Below are 18,497 nucleotides of genomic sequence, written 5' to 3' on the forward strand. Positions count from 1 at the left end.
AAAGCATTTGCGACGAAGAGGAAACCGCCTCGCCGGACCACCGGGGCATGGCAGATCGTCAGGTGGTTTTCGCGAAAACGACCTGGCGGACGTCGATATTTCCAGACAGGAATCCGGCCTCGCAATAAGCGAGATAATACTCCCAGAGCCGCCGGAATCGCTCATCGAATCCGAGCGGCGTCAGGGTCGGCCATGCGGTGCGAAAATTATCCCGCCATGTCGCCAGTGTGCGGGCATAATCTTCTCCAAAAATCCGCTCACGGATAACGGGAATACCAAACCGCTCGCCGAGCGATGTCAGCACCCTTGGCGAGGGCAGCATGCCGCCGGGGAAAACATACCGCTGGATGAAATCGACTTCGCGCCGGTAGGTCTCGAAAAAGCGATCCTGGATGGTGATGGCCTGGATGCCGGCAAGGCCGCCGGGCAGCAGCCGGTCGCGCAGCTGTGAAAAATACCGCGGCCAGAATTGCTCGCCGACCGCCTCGATCATCTCGATCGATGCGATGCGCTCGTACTGGCTGCGCTCGTCGCGGTAATCCTGGAAGCGGATCTCGACCCGGTCGTTCAGGCCTGCATTCTGGATGCGTTGGCTGGCGAAATCGAATTGCTCCCGGCTGATGGTGAGACCGACCACGCGGGCGCCGAAATTCTTTGCGGCATATTCGGCAAAGCCGCCCCAGCCGCAACCGATTTCGAGCACGCGCTGGTCCGGCTTCAGGTCGATGGCTTCGGCGAGCCGGCGGTATTTGTTGTGCTGCGCCGCCGTCAGGTCGTTGGCGCCATCCTCGAACAGCGCCGAGGAGTAGGTCATGCTGGGGTCGAGCCACGCCGAATAGAACGAGTTGCCGATATCGTAGTGGGCGTGGATGTTGCGGCGCGACTGGGTCGGAGTGTTGCGGTTGAACCAGTGGCGGATCGCCTGCACAAAACGCATCAGCGGCTTGTTGCCGAGCATCGCCTGGATCAGGTCGTGGTTGACGCAGAAGATGTAGAGAAACTGCGTCAGGTCCGGCGTGTCCCACTCGCGCCGCAGATAAGCTTCGGCGATGCCGATATCGCCGCCATTGAGCAGCCGCCAGGCGAAAGCGTAATCGTAGATGGTCATCGCCGCCGCTGGTCCCGGCTCCATGCCGCCGAAGCGGACCTGACGGCCGTCAGGCAGGGTGACATCGAGCGTCCCGCGCCGCAGCCGCGACGCGAATCCGAAGGCCAGCCGGGTCAGCCGGGGAAGGTCCGGAAGTGTTTTGGCGATGTTGTCAGGCGTGAGAACGATCGGCTCGGGCATTCCGCAGATCCATCAATTCAGTATGGCTCTGGGTCCAGGGTTTTCCAATGGCTCTCCAATTTCTTGGAATCCATCTTCATCGCGTCATCACGCTCACGCGTTGCAGAGCGGGCTGTCCCAGACCCATCCGCCGCCGGCTCTCGGGGAACAAACCTCGCGCCTTTGATCCAAAGACGCAAGGCCTCCCAGTGAATGGCCGCAATGATTTTGAACGTGACAAACGGTAGCGACACCACGGACCGCAGCAAGGCGCGAGTCGTCAGGGGGCGCCGGTTGCCATGAAACGTGGCGGCGAGCAGGGGGCCCTCGTGGTCGGTTTCCAGAATCCGCAACTTCACGGTGTCGGACGGCGGCGCCACCCGGAAATAATATCGCATGGCCATGCCGACAAAGGGCGAGACGTAGAACTGCTTGTCCTGCTGCTGCCGCAGACCCGCTGCGCTTTGGTTTTCCGGATCGACCGGCAGGGCGTAGGCATGGATGTCGCCAAAGGTGTTGCGCACCTCATAGATCATCAGGGCCAGCCGGCTGTCTGCCTGCGAGCAGAAGTAAACCGAGAGCGGATTGAAGGTGTAGCCGAGCAACCGCGGATAACACAGCAACAGCACGCGGCCGCCGGTGAGATCGATACCTTGGTCGCGGGCGCAGCGTTGTACGTACTGGCGCAATGACGAGCCGTCGCGATCGCCGTGATCAGCCTCATGGAAACTGTAGAGCGCCGCGCGGTTGACCCCGAACAGGGGTGACTGCCGATCGGCGTCCCCAAGGCGATCCAGGTCGATCAAGAGGCTCATGACGCGATAGTTGAAGCGGTGCCCCATCGGCTTGAGCCGGGCGTGCATCACCTTGCCGACATACAGGTCGGCGGCCGGTGGCGGCGCCGTGTGGTGGTCGAAACCGCTGCCGCGTAATCGATCCATGCGCTACTCCGCCGCTTCGGCTAGTATGCTCGCGGCGACAGGCTCAATGCTCCGCCACGGGACGGTGGCGCCGAGTGCATCCGCAACCGCCAGCGCCGAGCGCAATCCATCCTCGTGAAAGCCGTATCCGGTCCAGGCGCCGCAAAACCATGTATGCCGCCGGCCCTGGATCGTGCTCAGGCGCTTCTGGGCGGCAAACGCCTTGGCGTCGAACTGCGGATGGTCGCAGAGATAGCGGCCGAACGTCAGGGCCGGGTCCGGCTCGAACGGCGGGTTCAGGCTGACGAACAGCGGCTTGTCGTCATCGATGCCCTGCAACCGGTTCATCCAGTAGGTGACAGCGACATCGTTCAAGGCCTGGCCGTCCCGCGCCCAGCGCAGGAAATTCCAGGAGGCCCACGCGCCTCTGCGTTTCGGCATCAGCCTCGGATCGCGATGCAAGAAGACAGCATTCGGCGCGTAACGAATATCCCCGAGGACGCCGCGCTCGCCGGTGTCGGCATCGGTCAGCATGGCGAGCGCCTGGTCACTGTGCGCGGCGATCACGACGTGATCGTAGCTCTCCTGACCGCCATGGCTGTCATGGATCAGGACGCCGGATGGCTTGCGTTCGATGGCGGTGACCGCGCATCCCAGCCGCAGACGGTCGCGGAAGGTGGCGGTCAGTTTGTCCACATAACGATGGCTGCCGCCTTTGACCGTTCGCCACACTGGGCGGTCGTACTGCAGCAGCCGGTGATTGTCGAAGAACGTGACGAAGTTCTCGGCCGGAAAGTCCAGCATCCGGTCGGCCGGCGCGGACCAGATCGCCGCGCCCATCGGGGCGAGGTAATCCGTCAGCAACCGCGGCGCAAAGCGGCGCTGCCTGAAATAATCGCCCAGCGTCAGCCCGGCGAGGCGGCCGGCGGCATGATCCGCCACGCTGACGTCATTGAATCTCAGGATATCGCGCAGCATGCCGAGATAGGACGGCGACAACAGATTGCGCGGCTGAACGAAAAGGCCCTTGGCGGTCTCAGCCCAGGTTTCGCCGCCGCCTTTCCATTCGAAGCGCCCGCCGTCCGCGGTGACCGCAAAACTCATGCAGCTTTCCACCGTCTCGACACCAAGCTCGGTGAACAGCGCTGCAAGGTCCGGGTAATTGAGTTCGTTGTAGACAATGAAGCCGACATCGACTGCGATCGGCGTGCCGTCGTAATCGATCGTGACCGTATGGCTGTGTCCGCCGGGACGGAGTTCGCGGTCATACACCGTCACCGCATAGCGCCGGGACAGCGCCCATGCCGCGGCACTGCCCGCAATCCCCGTTCCAACCACCGCGATTCGCATCAACTGCCCCCGAAGATGAACACTGATCGAGGTACGAGATTGGGATGATTAGAGTTTCAGCCACCGCGTCCGGCGCGGGAACATTCGGAAACCCGCCCGGGCGGCGCGCGGAGAACCTCTAGATTGGATGAAATCTTGTTAAGAAAGCAGGGCGTTTACGGACAGCCGACCCGCATGAAAGCCTTGTGTTGCAGTCAAAAGTCACTGAAGCGGGAGCAAGAGCCACAGCGTGCGGGAAAATCGCTTTGAGTGCTGGACAACCTCTCGGATGGCTGTCCCAGCGTGATTGGGCCGGATAGAATGCGCCGCTCTGACGTCACCCGGAAACGTAAATAGAAACATGCCTTTCGCGACGATTTTCAGCTTCCGGCTTGGCAGCGGCCACGGTCGAGACGACCGCCGCGCCGGGCCACCATGTCGCGTGCCGGGCGGGGTGGTCGCGTGAGCGAACCTGCAGATCAGCGAAAATCTCACGCGGGACGGCGCCGGCGGGGGGCAGGCCTGCGACTCGGCATCGCCTTGTCGCTGATGGCGATGTCCACGGGATGCATCCTGAAACCCGATCTGCCCGATCCCGCGCTGGATGTCCCCACGGACTACAAGTATGCCGGGCGCAACGATACTGCCGCCCCGCCGCCGCTGGATTGGTGGCGTGCATTCGGCTCGCGCGAACTGACCACGCTGATGGAGGAGGCGCAGACCGTCAATCTGGACATTGCGGCGGCGACCGCGCGAATCGTTCAGGCTGACGCCCAGGCCCGGACCGCGGGCGCCGCACTGTTGCCGACCCTGAGCGGAAGCGTGCAGGACACCCGCGCCAAATCTTCCGGATCCAGCGCCAGCGGTCTCACAAACCTCGGCCGCCACACCACCACGTATTCGGCGTCGCTCAGCGCGAGCTACGAGATCGATTTCTGGGGCAAGAATCGCGATGCGACGCTGGCGGCCGAGGAAACCGCCAACGCCAACCGCTTCGATCGCGACACCGTGGCGCTCACCACCTATGCGGCCGTCGCCAATGCCTATTTCCAGGTGCTGGTGTCACAGGACCGGATCCGAATCGCCAACAGCAACATCGCCAGCGCCCAGCGCATCTATGATGCGATCAAGCAGCGCCTCGACGCCGGAACCGGGACCGATCTCGATCTGGCCCAGCAGGAGAGCGTGCTGATCGGCCAGAAGGCTGCCGTTCCGCCGCTGCGGCAAACCCTGCAGCAGAACGTCAATGCGCTGGCGACGCTGGTGTCGCGACCGCCGGAAAGCCTCAAGGTGGCCGGCGGCTCGCTCAACCGGCTCGCTGTGCCGCGCGTCACGCCGGGTCTGCCGTCTGATCTGTTGACCCAGCGGCCGGATATCCGGCGGCAGGAAGCCGATCTGGCGTCGGCCACGGCCAATGTCGGCAATGCCCGGGCGCAGTTCTTCCCGAGCATTCAGCTCACCGGTTCGGGCGGCTATCAGAGCGCTGCTCTGGCCGCCTTGTTCACGCCGAATGCCGTGTTCTTCAACATCGCCGCCAGCGCGACTCAGCCGATTTTCGACGGCGGCCGCATCCAGGCCAACTTCGACCTGCAGCGGGCGCGGCAGGACGAATTGTTGCAGACCTATCGCAAAACCGTCGTCTCGGCCTTCGCCGATGTCGACAACGCGCTGGTCGCAATCAAGCAGAGCACCGAGCGGTTGCGCCTGCAGCGCGCCGTCGAGGTGGCGTCGCGGCGGGCTTTCGATCTGTCGGAGCAAAGGCTGCGTGCCGGGACCATCGATATTGTGACCCTGCTCAACACACAATTGACGCTATTTCAGGCCGAAGACACCCTGGCGCAGGCTCAGCTCGCGCGCTTTCAGGCTATAGTCAGCCTCTATCAGGCATTAGGGGGCGGCTGGACACCGAGGATGGAAGGGCCGGTCGATGCTCTTTAAGCCAGATCTGAAGGAAACCGCGAAGGCCGCCGGCGACGGCGTTGCCAATGTCGCCTCGCGGGCGCGCCGACGGACCGTTTCGATCGCCATCACGCTGCTCATCCTCGGCGGTCTCGGCTACATCGCCTGGACCTATATCGAGCAGAACCGGGCTGCGGCGACCCGGACCCGCCCCGATCCTGCCGTGCCGGTGCTGGCCGCCACGCCGCGCATCCAGGACGTGCCGGTGTATCTCGACGGCGTCGGCACCGTGAAGGCGATGAACACCGTGACGGTCCGCGCCCAGGTCGACGGCAAGCTGTTGTCGGTCAATTTCAAGGAAGGCCAGGACGTCAAATCCGGCGACGTGCTGGCGGAGATCGATCCCGCGCTTTATCAGGCGACCTACGATCAGGCGGTGGCGAAGAAGGCGCAGGATGAAGCGCTGCTCGCCAATGCCCGTCTCGACCTCGTTCGCTACCAGCAGCTTGCAGCCTCCAAGGCCGGCTCGACCCAGCAGGCGGATACGCAGCGCTCGCTGGTGGCGCAATACGAAGCGCAGGTGAGGTCGGACCAGGCCTCCATCGACAATGCGCAGGCGACGCTGAGCTACACCAAGATCATTGCACCGCTGAGCGGCCGTGCCGGCTTGCGTCAGGTGGACCAGGGCAACATCATCCATGCCTCGGACACCACCGGTCTTGTGGTGATCACACAGCTGCAGCCGATCACCGTCTGGTTCAGCCTGCCGCAGCAGCAGATCGTGCGGGTCAATGCCGCGGCGGCCGCGGGCAAACTCGCCGTCGATGTCTTCGGCAATGACGGGCGCACCGTGGTCGATACCGGAACGCTGCAGAGCATCGACAACCAGGTCGATCCGACCACCGGCACCGTCAAGCTCAAGGCCGAGTTTCCCAATGCCAGACTTCAGCTGTGGCCGGGCCAGTTCGTCAATGTCCGGCTCAAGGTGGAAACCCTGACCCAGGCTCTGGTGGTGCCGACCGCGGCGGTTCAGCGCGGGCCCGGGGGCACCTTCAGTTACGTGATCGGCAGCGACAATGTTGTCACGGCGCGTGCAGTGACTGTGACCCAGCAGACCGAGAACGACGCTGTGATCACCAAGGGCCTGACGGTCGACGATCAGGTGGTCACCACCGGATTCGCCAACCTCGCCGATGGCACCAAGGTCGTGATCGGCAAGAACGACGAGCAGGCTGTGACCCCGGATCTGGCGCCGCGGCGGCGCCAAGGCGGCGGCAAGGGCGAACGGGGCGGCGAGCGACGCGGGAAGAATCGCGAAGGGGCGGGCGCCCCCAACGCGAGCGGCGCCACGCCGGCGCAGGGTGCGAGCGAGCAGGGGGCGAAATCCGGCGGCAGTGCGAAGTGATACGAACTTCGAATTCGGGACACTGGTGAGCGTTTATCGATGAGCGTGTCCGAACCATTCATCCGGCGACCGATCGCCACCTCGCTGCTGGGGATCGCGCTGCTGATCGGCGGCGCGCTCGGCTACTGGTCGCTGCCGGTCTCCGCGTTGCCGCAGGTCGATTTCCCCACGGTGCAGGTGACCACGCAATTGCCGGGCGCAAGTCCGGATGTTGCGGCGTCGCTGATCACGGCGCCGCTGGAACGTCAGCTCGGGCAAATCCCCTCGCTGTCGACCATGACGTCGACCAGTTCGTTCGGCGTCAGCCAGATCTCCCTGCAGTTCGATCTCAACCGCGACATCGACGGCGCCACCCAGGACGTGCAGGCGGCGATCAACGCGGCGGCCGGCATCCTGCCGAAGAACCTGCCGTATCCGCCGACCTATGCGAAGGTCAATCCGGCCGACGCGCCGGTGGTCACGCTGGCGCTGACGTCGGACACCATTTCGATCCGGGTGATGAGCGATCTCGCCGACTCCATGATGGCGCAGCGACTGGCCCAAATCACCGGCGTCGGACGGGTGTCGATCCTGGGAGGATTGAAACCGGCGGTGCGGATCCAGGCCGATCTGGCGCGGCTGGCCGCCTACGGCATCGGCATGGAGGACCTGCGCGCCGCGATCGCCGGCGCCAACGTCTCCGGCCCCAAGGGCTCGCTCGACGGCGCGCAGCAGGCCTACACCATCGCCGCCAATGACCAGATTGCAGCGGCAGACGCCTACAGGCCGATCATTATCGCCTATCGCAACAACTCCCCGGTCACCATCGGCGACGTCGCCACCATCGTGGACGGCCTGGAGAACGATCGCACCGGCGGCTGGTACCAGGGCACGCCGGCGGTGGTCATCAACATCCAGCGCCAGCCTGGCGCCAACGTCATCGACGTGGTGCAGCAGATCCGGGAAGAAATTCCGCGCCTGCAACGGGCGATCCCGGCCGGCGTCAAGCTGACGGTGGTCAGTGACCGTACCGTCACGATCCGCGCCTCGGTGCGCGACGTGCAGTTCACGCTGGTGCTCAGCGTCATTCTGGTCACGCTCGTGGTGCTGCTGTTCCTTCGCTCGATCCGCGCGACCATTATTGCGGGCGTGGCGTTGCCGCTGTCGCTGATCACGAGTTTTGGCATCATGTGGTTTGCCGGCTTCAGCCTCGACAATCTGTCGCTGATGGCGCTGACCATCGGCACCGGGTTCGTGGTCGACGACGCCATCGTGATGATCGAGAATATCGTGCGCCACATGGAAGGTGGCGACAGTGCGATGGAAGCCTCGCTCAAGGGCGCACGCGAAATCGGCTTCACGGTGATTTCGCTGACGGTCTCGCTAATTGCGGTGTTCATCCCACTGCTGTTCATGTCGGGGCTGGTCGGCCGCATGTTCCGCGAGTTCGCGCTGACGTTGACCATCGCCGTGGTCACATCGGCCGTGGTGTCGCTGACGCTGACGCCGATGATGTGCTCGCGGCTGTTGAAGCGGCACGGCGAGGAAATGTCGGTTCCTGGCCTCGCGACGATTAGCGGCTGGATCGACCGCAGCGTCGAATTCTATCATCGAACACTGCTCTGGGCGCTGCGACACCAGCGCGCCACCTTGGTCGTGACGTTTGCCACCATTGCAGCGACACTCGCGCTCTATGTCGTCGCACCAAAGGGCTTTTTGCCGCTGCAGGACACGTCTTCCATTACCGCAGTGACCGAAGCCGGACCCGACGTCTCGTTCCTGGAGATGCAGCGGCGGCAGGCCGAGATCGCCAATACCATCCAGGCGGACAGCGATGTGATCGGTGTCGTCTCGGTGATCGGGGCTGGCTCGGTCAACCCGACCACCAATGTCGGCAGCATTGTCATCACGCTGAAGCAGCGCGACGAGCGCAAGACCGGTGTCGTCGGCGTCATCGAGCGGCTGAAGCAGAAGGTCGCCTCGGTGCCCGGCATGACGGTCTATTTCCAGCCGGTGCAGGACATCCAGATCAGCACGCGATCGAGCCGGTCGCAGTATCAGTACACGCTGACCGCGACCGATTCCAAAGACGTCGTCATGTGGTCGAGCCGGCTGGTCCAGGAATTGCGGCGCAATCCGCTGTTCCGCGACGTCTCCTCGGAAGCGCAGGAAGGCGGCCTGCGGGCGGCGCTCGACGTCGATCGCCAGCGCGCCGGCCAGCTCGGCGTGTCGCTGCAATCCGTCAACGACACGCTCAATGATGCTTTTGCCCAGCGACAGGTCTCGACGATTTATGGCCAGGCCAACCAGTATCGGGTGGTGCTGGAGGCGTTGCCCCAGGATCAGCGCGATCCGTCGGTGCTCTCCAAGCTCTACGTGCCGGGCGCCGCGGGCGCCCAGGTGCCGATCTCGGCGGTCGCAACCCTGAAGCGGACCACGGCGCCGCTGGCGATCTCGCACCAGGCGCAATTCCCCGCTGTGACGTTGAGCTTCAATCTGGCGCCCGGCGCCGCCCTTGGCGATGCGGTCGCGGCGGTCAAGGACACCGAAACCCGGATCGGAATGCCTGCTATCGTGACCGGGCTTTATTCCGGTGATGCCGCCGAATTCTCGCGCTCGCTCGCCGGACAGCCATGGCTGATCCTGGCGGCGCTGGTCACGATCTATATCGTGCTCGGCGTACTGTACGAGAGTTATGTCCATCCGATCACCATCCTCTCGACACTGCCATCGGCCGGTGTCGGTGCGATCCTGGCTCTGATGCTGTGCGGGGAAGACCTTTCGGTGATCGGGCTGATCGGAATCATCCTGCTGATGGGCATCGTCAAGAAGAACGCCATCATGATGATCGACTTCGCGCTGGAAGCGGAGCGGCACCAGGGCATGACGTCTTATGACGCCATCGTGCAGGCCTGCCTGCTGCGGTTCCGGCCGATCATGATGACGACCCTGGCCGCATTGTTCGGTGCGCTGCCCCTGGCGATCGAGAGCGGGACAGGGGCGGAGCTTCGTTTTCCGCTCGGCATCTCGATCATCGGCGGCTTGATCCTGAGCCAGATGCTGACACTCTACACGACGCCGGTGATCTATCTCGCGCTCGATCGCATCAACCGCCGTATCGAGAAGGCGGTTCCGCCTGCATCCGAACCGCCGGCGCCGCCGATCGCGGGAGCGACGGAAGGGGTGCAGTAATGTCGATCTCCGAACCGTTCATTCGCCGGCCGGTCGGAACCACGCTGCTGGCGATCGGACTGTTTCTGGTCGGCGTGGTGGCTTATCTGAACCTGCCGGTCGCCAGCCTTCCCAATGTCGATTTTCCGATGATCAGGGTCTCGGCCTCCCGGCCGGGCGCCGATCCCTCGGTGATGGCGGCAACCGTGGCGGCGCCGCTGGAGCGGCGACTTGGCGAGATCGCGGGCATCGACCAGATCACTTCGACCAGTTCGCTCGGGTCCACCAGCATTCAGCTTCAATTCGCGATCGGCCGCAACGTCGACAAGGCCGCGCGCGACGTACAGGCTGCAATCAACGCGTCGCTGGCGGATCTGCCGTCCGACCTGCCGTCGCTGCCGAATTTTCGCAAGGCAAATCCGTCTGCGTCGCCCGTCTATATTCTCGCATTGACCTCCAAAACCATGTCGTCCAGCGCCATCTACGATGTCGCCGATACGGTGCTGGCCCAGCGGCTGGCCCAGGTGCCGGGCGTCGGCGAGGTGACGGTCAGCGGCGCCGATCAGCCGGCGGTACGCGTGCAGCTCAATCCGGTGCTGCTGGCGAGCGCCGGCATCGCCACCGACGATGTCCGCACGGCGATCGTCAATGCCAATGCGCTGGGCCCGGTCGGAACCTTCAACGGCAACCGCCAGAGCGAGACCCTGGGTCTCAACCCGCAGATGCGGACGGCGGCCGAGTTCAAAAATATCGTGATCAAGTCGTCGAACGGCAACTTCGTCCGGCTGTCCGATGTTGCCAACATCATTGACGCCACGCGCAGCAGCCGTTCGGTCGCCTGGTTCAACAAGCAGCCGGCCGTGCTGCTGCAGATCACCAAGCAGGGAGACGCCAATGTGCTCGACACCGTCGATCGCATCAAGGCACTGCTGCCGGAACTGAAGCAGTGGATCCCGGCTGGCGTCGAGATCTCGGTTCTGACCGACCGAACCGGCACGATCCGCGCGAGCGTGGAAGATATGGAATGGACGCTGGTCGCGACCGCCGTGCTGGTGATGCTCGTGGTGTTCGTGTTCCTGCGCCGGATGACGCCGACCATCGCCGCCGGCATTTCGGTGCCGTTGGCGCTGGCCGGAACCTGTGTCGGCATGTGGATAGCCGGATTTTCGATCGATAACCTGTCCCTGATGGCCCTGGCGATTTCTGTCGGGTTCGTGGTCGACGACGCCATCGTCATGATCGAAAACATGTACCGCAATCTCGAACACGGCATGCGCCCGTTCCAGGCGGCCCTGGAGGGGGCAAAACAGATCGGTTTCACGGTGCTGTCGATCAGCCTGTCGCTGATCGCGGCATTTGCGCCGCTGATCTTCATGGGCGGCCTGGTTGGCCGGTTGCTCCGCGAATTTTCGCTCACACTGGCCTTCGCCATCATCGTCTCGACCCTGGTGTCTTTGACCATCACGCCGATGATCTGCGCGCACTACATCAAGAGCACGATCTCGACCGACGCGACCTGGTTCGATCGCCTGATCGAAGGGCTATTGTCACGAACCGTGCGGTTCTATGAGCGCACGCTGCATGTGGTGTTGCGCTTTCCGGTGCTCACCGTGCTGGTGTTCTTCGCCACCATCGCCCTGACGGTGGTGCTGTATGCCAAGATACCCAAGGGTTATTTTCCGATCGACGACAGCGGCTTCATCTTCGGATCGACGCGGGCGTCGCCGGATATTTCGTTTCAGTCGATGCTCAAATTGCAGGAGCGGGTGGCTGACATCGTCATGGCCGATCCTGCCGTGGAGGGCATCGGGTCGATTCTTGGTGGCTCCGGCGGCGGGGGCGGCGGCGGTTCCAATCGCGGCACCATCTTCATCAACCTGAAATCGGTGGAGCAGCGCGGCGATCTCTCGACACAATTGGTGATCGACCGCCTGCGGCGCGAGCTGGGAAAAATTCCCGGCATTCGCCTGTTCATGGTGGCAGCCCAGGATCTTCGGTCAGGGGGGCGGCAGAGCGATTCCGACTATCAATACACGCTGATCAGCACGGACCTCGGTCTGCTGCAGAAATGGGGGCCGATCGTCGCCAAGCGGATGGAAACGGTCGAAGGCATCACCGACATTTCCTCCGACAGTGATCCTGGCGGACTGCAGCTTAATCTCTCGATCGACCGCAAGACGGCGGCCAGTCTCGGCGTCACCGTGCAGAGCATCGACAACGCGCTGAACAACGCGTTCTCGCAGCGGCAGATTTCCATCGTCTACACCCAGCGCAATCAATACCAGGTGGTGCTGGAAACCGACCCCAAATTCCAGGACGATCCCTCCGACCTCAATCGCATCTATGTCGCCGGTGCCAACGGCACCCAGGTGCCGCTCTCGGCACTCGTCCACACCGATCGTGGGCTGGCGCCGCTTGCGGTTCGTCACTCGGCCTCGTTTCCGTCCACGACGGTGTCGTTCAATCTGCTGCCGGACGTGCCTTTGGAAACCGCAACCGCCAATATCCAGCGCGCCGTCGGCGAACTGCACATGCCCGAGGGCATTCGCGGCAGCTTCGACGGCAATGCCGGCGACAGCCGCAAGCTCGTTTCCGGATTGCCGCTGTTGATCGTCGGCGCATTGATCGCGGTCTATATCGTGCTTGGGGTCCTGTATGAGAGCCTGGCCCATCCGCTGACGATTATTTCGACCCTGCCGCCAGCAGGACTCGGCGCATTGCTGGCGTTGCTGGTGACCAACACCCAGCTCACGGTGATTGCCTTCATCGGCATTATTCTGTTGATCGGCATCGTCAAGAAGAACGGCATCATGATCGTCGACTTTGCCCTGGAGGGGGAGCGACATCGCGGGTTGTCGTCAGCGGATGCGGTCTTCGAGGCCTGCACTGCGCGATTCCGCCCGATCATCATGACCACGATGGCGGCGCTGCTGGCGGCGGTGCCGCTGGTGGTGGCGATCGGGCCGGGGACGGAACTGCGCCGGCCGCTCGGCATCACCATCATCGGCGGCCTGATCGTCTCGCAGATCCTGACGCTGTACACCACGCCGGTGATCTATCTCCTGATCGACCGGCTGCGCCGACGATCCGCCCCGGAGGCGGCTGCCGTCGCGCCGGCCGAATAGGGCGCCGGGATCGTCGGTTGCTGTGGGAGGCCGTGCGGCGTATAGGCAGCCGATGTCAGACCAGCCAGAAATCGTTGCCACCGCAGCCCCCGAAGAAATTCCGGAGTGTCCGCGCTGCGGCAAGCCGCTGCCATTGTGCGTCTGTGACGCGGTGACCCCGCTCAAGAGCCGGATTTCCCTGGTGATCCTGCAGCATCCGCAGGAGCAGGACCGCCTGCTCGGGACGGCACGGCTCACCGCGCTGCATTTCGAGAAGGCCGTGCTGAAGATCGGCCTGTCGTGGCCGAGCCTGTCCAAGATCCTGGGCCGCACCGTCGATCCGGCGCGATGGGCGGTGCTTTATCTCGGGTCCTCCAAGGTCGCCGATCTCGACACCGACCAGGACATCGTGGTGATCGATCGCAAGGGGCAGCCGGAAGATCATCAGCGCGGCATCCTCAAAGAGATCGAAGGGGTCGTGCTGCTGGACGGCACCTGGAGCCAGGCTAAGGCGCTGTGGTGGCGCAATGCCTGGATGCTGAAGTGCCGGCGGGTGATTCTCGGCCCCGCGCGTCCCTCGCTTTACGGCAAACTGCGGCGCGAGCCGCGCCGCGACGGGCTTTCGACAATCGAGGCGGCCGCCATGCTGATCAGCCGGCTGGAACAGCGACCCGAGACCGAATCGGCACTGCTGGCGAGCTTCCAGGCGCTGTTGACCAGGTATCGCGACGTGCAGACCACACTGCCGGAGCTCGCGCCGAAACCAAAACCGCGCCGCGATTGGCGCCGGCGTCGCGGTTAACCCCCATAAACCAACGCGAAAAGCACATCGGAAGGAGCGCCGTTCGCGGGGGTCAGAAATTGAAAACGAGCGTTTGTCGGCGGTTGCCTAAACCATTGCTCGCCTGTAACAAGTCGCCTCAAGGGGCCACGTGGCGGAGTGGTTACGCAACGGTCTGCAAAACCGTGTACACCAGTTCAATTCTGGTCGTGGCCTCCATTAATCTGCACACGGGTGTTTGTTTCGACAATTTCCCGCTATGCAATCTGCAGGGGCTTTGTTATACGCCCCCCATTGCCGGCCCAGCCCGGCAGTGTTCCTCGGTAGCTCAGTGGTAGAGCAACCGGCTGTTAACCGGTTGGTCGCTGGTTCGAATCCGGCCCGAGGAGCCACCACTTTCAAAAACCCATGAATTACAGGCCGTTGGCGAGCTTTTTTGATGCTCGCAGTGAAGTTGCGCGAGGCAAAACCGCGCATTTTGAGCCTGACATTCAACGGGTACTTAAGAACCGGATGGGACGCTCCGTGGCTGGATATGCAGCGGAGCCGCCGATGTTCCACCAACGCAGATTCGCGCGTCTGAAACCGACCGGGCCGATGAGCCGGTCCGGCAAGATCATCATCGACCCCGGAACGGCCGCCATCGACTGCCTGGTCGTCGACTATTCCGCGGGCGGGGCCTGTCTGGAAGCGGCGAAAGCCGCAGCCTTGCCGAAACGATTCGAGTTGCTTTACGCAGGCAGCCGCAAGAAGTGCAGGGTGGTCTGGGCCACCGCCTGGCGCATGGGCGTGTCGTTTTAGCTTACTGAGCCGCTAGACCCTTGCGCGTCCATCCATGGTCAGCAGGCGAACGCCCAACCCAATGAGGACCACGCCAGTTATGCGCTCTTGCCAGAGTGTGAAGCGCGGCCAGCGCGACAATGCACGCCCCACCATTCCTGTCGCCATCGCGACTGAGCCGGCGATAACCAGGGCGACACCCTTCATCACGACCCCAAGAACAACCAGCTGAATGGTCACGGAGCCCCGTGCCGGATCCACAAACTGCGGCAGGAACGCGAGAAGAAACAGCAGTATCTTTGGATTCGTCAGGCTCGAGACCATCCCGTCCCGCAACGCCAATACCGGCAAGGTCGGCCCTGTCACCAACATGGTCGGCGAGGATCGGCCGGCTGTTCGAATGAGTTGCACGCCACGCCAGGTCAAATACGCAGCGCCGGCATATCGCAGGATGTCAAAGGCAAGCGGGGACGACTGAACAAGCGACGCGACCCCAAGCGCCAGAAGCGGAATTTGAACGACACCCGCCAGGGTAAATCCCAACGCAGTGAACAACGAGGCTTTCCATCCTTCCCCGAGACCGCGGCTGATCAGAAGCATCATGTCCGGCCCCGGGGTCAGGTTCAGGATCGCGACAGCGCCCATAAACGCAATCAAGGTCGACAGTTCCGGCATCGGGAAGCCCGCCTTCGTGAGTTTGCTCGGACCAATTTATTTCAGTTTCGATGATCCGAGGAAAGCGAGAAGCGTCTTATTGCCATCGGGCTCGGCTTTCACCAGCGCCATTCCCCGTTGTCCGTCCAGCGCGAGCGGACGTCGAAGAGCCGGTTCCAGGCGGTGACGATCTGGTCGAAGCCGATCGCGTCGTTGCAGACCGCGTCGCGCCGCCAGCCGCTGAGGCCGGTCACTTCGCCGATCGTGCTTTCGCTCGCATAGGGGAGCAGCTGCAGGCTTTGCGCCGGATCCGCGACCGCATCACGATTGGCGATCAGTTCGCGTTCCAGCCGGCCATAGATGACGCAGGAGGTGCTGGCATAGGTGCGCTTCTCGCGGTCGGCGATCACACGGGCGCCATTCGGAGGTGGCTCCACCCGATAGACCGACATCAGCGCCAGAACGGCGATGACGGCGAACAGCGCGACGATTCCAGCGGCAACGCGCTCGTCGACCTGCTTGATGGCGGCTATGCCAGACATCGCTGCAATGCCTTCAAAAACGAACTTCAACAACGATTGGGGCGAAAAAGCTAAATCAGGAAATGCTGAATTATATCAACGTCGATCGCGGTCCGCGAGCCCGATTTGCAGGCGATTTTGCAGGCTGCGGCCACCGCAGCAGGGCATGTTGCGTTTTGCCCTCCGTTGTCTCAAAGATGGCGCGATCCCGCGCAGCGGGAACCTCATAAGCAATCTCGGAAGCAGATAGGGACGTCCTGCGATGACAAGCTTTTCCAACGCGCGGCAGAAGATGGTCGATGGACAGGTTCGCCCGAGCGACGTCACGGATTTGCGCATTATCGACGCCATGCTGGCGGTGCCGCGGGAAGCCTTCGTGCCCGATGGGCAGCAGGCGCTGGCCTATCTCGACCTGGATATCGAGGTCAGCACCGGTCCCGGCGTGAAGCGGTATCTCATCAAGCCGGTCGTCATTGCGAAAATGCTGCAGGCCGCGAGCATTGCGTCCACGGACCGTGTGCTGGTGGTGGGATGTGCGTCGGGGTATTCCGCTGCGGTCGTCGCCAAACTGGCCGCCCACGTCATCGCCACCGAGAGCGATCCGGCGCTGGCGGACAAGGCCAAGTCGGTTCTGGCCGGTCTCGGAGTGGCCAATGTCAGCGTCGTAAACGCCCCTGCGGCAGCCGGCGAGCCGTCCCAGGCGCCCTATGACGTCATCATTCTCGACGGTGCGACCCAGATCGCGCCGGAAGGCCTGTACGAGCAGCTCGCGATGGGCGGACGGCTGCTCGGGGTGTTTGCCGCCGCTCAGCCGCCGCGGGCGGAAATCGTCACCAGGTCGCCACGGGACTTTGGAAATCGTCCACTTTTCGATGCCTACGCCCCGATCCTGCCGGGCATGGAGCGTCCAGCGGCATTTACGTTCTAAGAAACTGCCATCAATTCTCATTTAAAATCAGAAGTGTGGCCCAGATGCCCCAGCGGCAAAGTTTCCGGTGAGTGTTTCCTCAAGGGGGATTTCACCCCCTCGCACTCCCGCCTATGTTGTGTCGCGAAAGACTCGGGGACACGAGTTCAGGGCCTGTTCTGGCGCGCCGATACTCTGGCGAGAGGAGCAGGGGCGTCAGAGATGGATGGATCAGCAGAGATGCAGCGTTTGAAAGTACTCACCGGAGCTGCCGTTGCGGCTCTCATGCTCAGCCATCTGGCGGCAACGCCAGCGCTCGCCGACACGATCGAGGCCGCACTGGTTCGCGCCTACCAAAACAATCCGCAGTTGAATGCACAGCGCGCCTCGGTGCGCGTGACCGACGAAAACGTGCCGCAAGCTCTCTCCGGTTATCGCCCGAGAGCGTCGATCACTGCGAGTGCAGGTTATCAGTATAACGACGCGCTGAGCTCTTCCGGAGGGCAGCAAGTCGGGCTGGTCGGCACCACCGTGCCGACCAGCATTGGCGCCACCGTGTCGCAAACCCTCTACAACGGCCAGCAGACCGCGAACCGCGTTCGCTCGGCCGAGAGCAATGTCTCAGCGGCGCGCGAAGGATTGCGCGTGCTGGAGCAGACGGTGCTGCTGTCGGCCGCCACCATCTACATGGACTACCTGCGCGATGCCGCCATCGTCGAAGTTCAGCGCAGCAACACCCGCGTGCTGGAACAGACGCTGAAGCAGACCCAGGATCGCTTCAACGTCGGCGAAGTGACGCGGACCGACGTGGCGCAGTCGGAAGCCCAGCTTGCGGCTGGCCGAACCCAACAGCTGGCTGCGGAATCGACCCTGGTCACCACCCGTGCCAATTTCCGCCAGATCATCGGCAACGATCCGGAAAACCTTGCGGCGGCAAGGCCGGTCGATCGTTTTCTGCCGACCACGCTGGTCCGTGCCATCGACCAGGGACTAATCGAAAATCCGAACGTCACCTCGGCGATGTACGGCATCGACGTCAGCTTTCTCAATGTGAAGGTCAACGAGGGCGCGCTGTTCCCGACCCTGACATTCCAGGGCTCGGTGCAGCAGGCCTACCAGAGCTCACTGATCTCACCGCGTGCGTTTACGGCGGGGGCGTCAGGAACGCTGACCGTTCCGGTCTATCAGGGCGGTAGCGAATATTCGCTGATCCGGCAGTCCAAAGAGACGCTGGCGCAGCAGCGGCTGAATCTCGATCAGGTGCGCAACCAGGCGCGGGCCACCGTCGCCCAGGCCTGGGGCCAGCTGCAGGCCACCAAGTCCCAGGTGATCTCGGCGCAGTCGCAGGTGACGGCGTCGGAAACCGCACTCAATGGTGTTCGCGAAGAAGCCCGCGTCGGCCAGCGTACCACGCTCGACGTTCTGAACGCGCAGCAGGCGCTGGTGAACGCGCGCAACTCGCTGGTCACGGCGCAGCACGATCGCGTCGTGGCATCCTACAGCGTGCTCAGCGCGGTTGGCCGCCTGTCGCCGACGACGCTCCGACTGGGCACCGCGATCTACGATCCGAGTGTGCATTACCAGCAGGTGCGTGACAGCTGGGTCGGCGTGCGGACGCCGGACGGACGCTGACGCAACATTCTCAGCACTAACGCTGTGATGAAAGGGCCGCGTCAGCGGCCCTTTGCTTGCAATCAATTGTTGGCCTGACATACCTTCCATAAGGAATACGAAGCGATTCGTGCCGCGTTCGGCGCGCGGCTCTCGTGGCAAAAGTTTG

General features: G+C 63.3%; 13 protein-coding genes and 2 tRNA genes. 10 read left to right on the forward strand and 5 right to left on the reverse strand.

Annotation, left to right across the window (positions count from 1 at the left end; all coding sequences use genetic code 11):
* Positions 1-58: 58 nt before the first annotated feature.
* The 3 genes from RS897_RS31740 to RS897_RS31750 are packed head-to-tail and all read right to left on the reverse strand — an operon-like array spanning position 59 to position 3,537.
* On the reverse strand, positions 59-1,288 hold the full coding sequence (locus RS897_RS31740; RefSeq protein WP_315832632.1) for a cyclopropane-fatty-acyl-phospholipid synthase family protein: 1,230 nt from the start codon (positions 1,286-1,288) through the stop codon (positions 59-61).
* Positions 1,289-1,305: 17 nt separating this feature from the next.
* Complete coding sequence (locus RS897_RS31745) at positions 1,306-2,208, reverse strand: DUF1365 domain-containing protein (protein WP_315832633.1); 903 nt, start codon at positions 2,206-2,208, stop codon at positions 1,306-1,308.
* A 3-nt stretch (positions 2,209-2,211) separates the two neighbouring features.
* The gene (locus RS897_RS31750; protein ID WP_315832634.1) at positions 2,212-3,537 is read right to left on the reverse strand and encodes an NAD(P)/FAD-dependent oxidoreductase; all 1,326 of its coding nucleotides are present in this window, start codon (positions 3,535-3,537) and stop codon (positions 2,212-2,214) included.
* A gap of 528 nt (positions 3,538-4,065) precedes the next feature.
* On the opposite strand from RS897_RS31750, the gene RS897_RS31755 reads away from it, so the two are divergent.
* The 8 genes from RS897_RS31755 (at position 4,066) to RS897_RS31790 (ending at position 14,656) form a co-directional block, all read left to right on the forward strand.
* A complete protein-coding gene (locus tag RS897_RS31755) occupies positions 4,066-5,454 on the forward strand; it encodes an efflux transporter outer membrane subunit (protein ID WP_315838808.1) in 1,389 nt (462 codons plus the stop codon).
* Positions 5,444-6,820, forward strand: coding sequence for an efflux RND transporter periplasmic adaptor subunit (locus RS897_RS31760; RefSeq protein ID WP_315832635.1), 1,377 nt, complete (start codon positions 5,444-5,446; stop codon positions 6,818-6,820). The genes RS897_RS31755 and RS897_RS31760 overlap by 11 nt, the downstream gene beginning before the upstream one ends.
* A 39-nt stretch (positions 6,821-6,859) precedes the next feature.
* On the forward strand, positions 6,860-9,991 hold the full coding sequence (locus RS897_RS31765) for an efflux RND transporter permease subunit (protein ID WP_315832636.1): 3,132 nt from the start codon (positions 6,860-6,862) through the stop codon (positions 9,989-9,991).
* On the forward strand, positions 9,991-13,095 hold the full coding sequence (locus tag RS897_RS31770) for an efflux RND transporter permease subunit (protein WP_315832637.1): 3,105 nt from the start codon (positions 9,991-9,993) through the stop codon (positions 13,093-13,095). The genes RS897_RS31765 and RS897_RS31770 overlap by 1 nt, the downstream gene beginning before the upstream one ends.
* Before the next feature lie 52 nt (positions 13,096-13,147).
* Positions 13,148-13,876, forward strand: coding sequence for a tRNA-uridine aminocarboxypropyltransferase (locus RS897_RS31775; RefSeq protein WP_315832638.1), 729 nt, complete (start codon positions 13,148-13,150; stop codon positions 13,874-13,876).
* A gap of 124 nt (positions 13,877-14,000) precedes the next feature.
* Positions 14,001-14,074: transfer RNA gene (locus RS897_RS31780), tRNA-Cys, on the forward strand.
* A gap of 98 nt (positions 14,075-14,172) precedes the next feature.
* Positions 14,173-14,247, forward strand: a tRNA-Asn gene (locus tag RS897_RS31785).
* 160 nt (positions 14,248-14,407) lie between these two features.
* Positions 14,408-14,656 (forward strand): PilZ domain-containing protein, encoded by a 249-nt coding sequence (locus RS897_RS31790; protein ID WP_315832639.1) that lies wholly within the window; start codon positions 14,408-14,410, stop codon positions 14,654-14,656.
* Positions 14,657-14,668: 12 nt separating this feature from the next.
* On the opposite strand, the gene RS897_RS31795 is transcribed toward RS897_RS31790, so the two are convergent.
* Together RS897_RS31795 and RS897_RS31800 are read right to left on the reverse strand one after the other, a co-directional pair.
* The gene (locus RS897_RS31795) at positions 14,669-15,310 is read right to left on the reverse strand and encodes a LysE family translocator (protein WP_315832640.1); all 642 of its coding nucleotides are present in this window, start codon (positions 15,308-15,310) and stop codon (positions 14,669-14,671) included.
* 98 nt (positions 15,311-15,408) lie between these two features.
* Positions 15,409-15,831 carry a hypothetical protein gene (locus RS897_RS31800; protein ID WP_315832641.1) on the reverse strand — a complete coding sequence of 141 codons (423 nt, stop codon included), beginning with the start codon at positions 15,829-15,831 and terminating at the stop codon, positions 15,409-15,411.
* Positions 15,832-16,072: 241 nt separating this feature from the next.
* On the opposite strand from RS897_RS31800, the gene RS897_RS31805 reads away from it, so the two are divergent.
* Together RS897_RS31805 and RS897_RS31810 are read left to right on the forward strand one after the other, a co-directional pair.
* Positions 16,073-16,738, forward strand: coding sequence for a protein-L-isoaspartate O-methyltransferase family protein (locus RS897_RS31805; protein ID WP_315832642.1), 666 nt, complete (start codon positions 16,073-16,075; stop codon positions 16,736-16,738).
* A gap of 219 nt (positions 16,739-16,957) precedes the next feature.
* Positions 16,958-18,349: a TolC family outer membrane protein gene (locus RS897_RS31810; RefSeq protein ID WP_315832643.1), complete on the forward strand. Its 1,392-nt coding sequence runs from the start codon at positions 16,958-16,960 to the stop codon at positions 18,347-18,349.
* The last annotated feature ends 148 nt before the right edge of the window (positions 18,350-18,497 follow it).

Source organism: Bradyrhizobium prioriisuperbiae (genome assembly GCF_032397745.1).
Classification (GTDB): domain Bacteria; phylum Pseudomonadota; class Alphaproteobacteria; order Rhizobiales; family Xanthobacteraceae; genus Bradyrhizobium_A; species Bradyrhizobium_A prioriisuperbiae.

What these genes read in the sequence shown, in the direction of transcription:
- RS897_RS31740 (WP_315832632.1), bottom strand. Translation starts at nt 1,288, where the DNA reads ATGCCCGAGCCGATCGTTCTCACGCCTGACAACATCGCCAAAACACTT.
- RS897_RS31745 (WP_315832633.1), bottom strand. Translation starts at nt 2,208, where the DNA reads ATGGATCGATTACGCGGCAGCGGTTTCGACCACCACACGGCGCCGCCA.
- RS897_RS31750 (WP_315832634.1), bottom strand. Translation starts at nt 3,537, where the DNA reads ATGCGAATCGCGGTGGTTGGAACGGGGATTGCGGGCAGTGCCGCGGCA.
- RS897_RS31755 (WP_315838808.1), top strand. Translation starts at nt 4,066, where the DNA reads ATGGCGATGTCCACGGGATGCATCCTGAAACCCGATCTGCCCGATCCC.
- RS897_RS31760 (WP_315832635.1), top strand. Translation starts at nt 5,444, where the DNA reads ATGCTCTTTAAGCCAGATCTGAAGGAAACCGCGAAGGCCGCCGGCGAC.
- RS897_RS31765 (WP_315832636.1), top strand. Translation starts at nt 6,860, where the DNA reads ATGAGCGTGTCCGAACCATTCATCCGGCGACCGATCGCCACCTCGCTG.
- RS897_RS31770 (WP_315832637.1), top strand. Translation starts at nt 9,991, where the DNA reads ATGTCGATCTCCGAACCGTTCATTCGCCGGCCGGTCGGAACCACGCTG.
- RS897_RS31775 (WP_315832638.1), top strand. Translation starts at nt 13,148, where the DNA reads ATGTCAGACCAGCCAGAAATCGTTGCCACCGCAGCCCCCGAAGAAATT.
- RS897_RS31790 (WP_315832639.1), top strand. Translation starts at nt 14,408, where the DNA reads ATGTTCCACCAACGCAGATTCGCGCGTCTGAAACCGACCGGGCCGATG.
- RS897_RS31795 (WP_315832640.1), bottom strand. Translation starts at nt 15,310, where the DNA reads ATGCCGGAACTGTCGACCTTGATTGCGTTTATGGGCGCTGTCGCGATC.
- RS897_RS31800 (WP_315832641.1), bottom strand. Translation starts at nt 15,831, where the DNA reads ATGTCTGGCATAGCCGCCATCAAGCAGGTCGACGAGCGCGTTGCCGCT.
- RS897_RS31805 (WP_315832642.1), top strand. Translation starts at nt 16,073, where the DNA reads ATGACAAGCTTTTCCAACGCGCGGCAGAAGATGGTCGATGGACAGGTT.
- RS897_RS31810 (WP_315832643.1), top strand. Translation starts at nt 16,958, where the DNA reads ATGCAGCGTTTGAAAGTACTCACCGGAGCTGCCGTTGCGGCTCTCATG.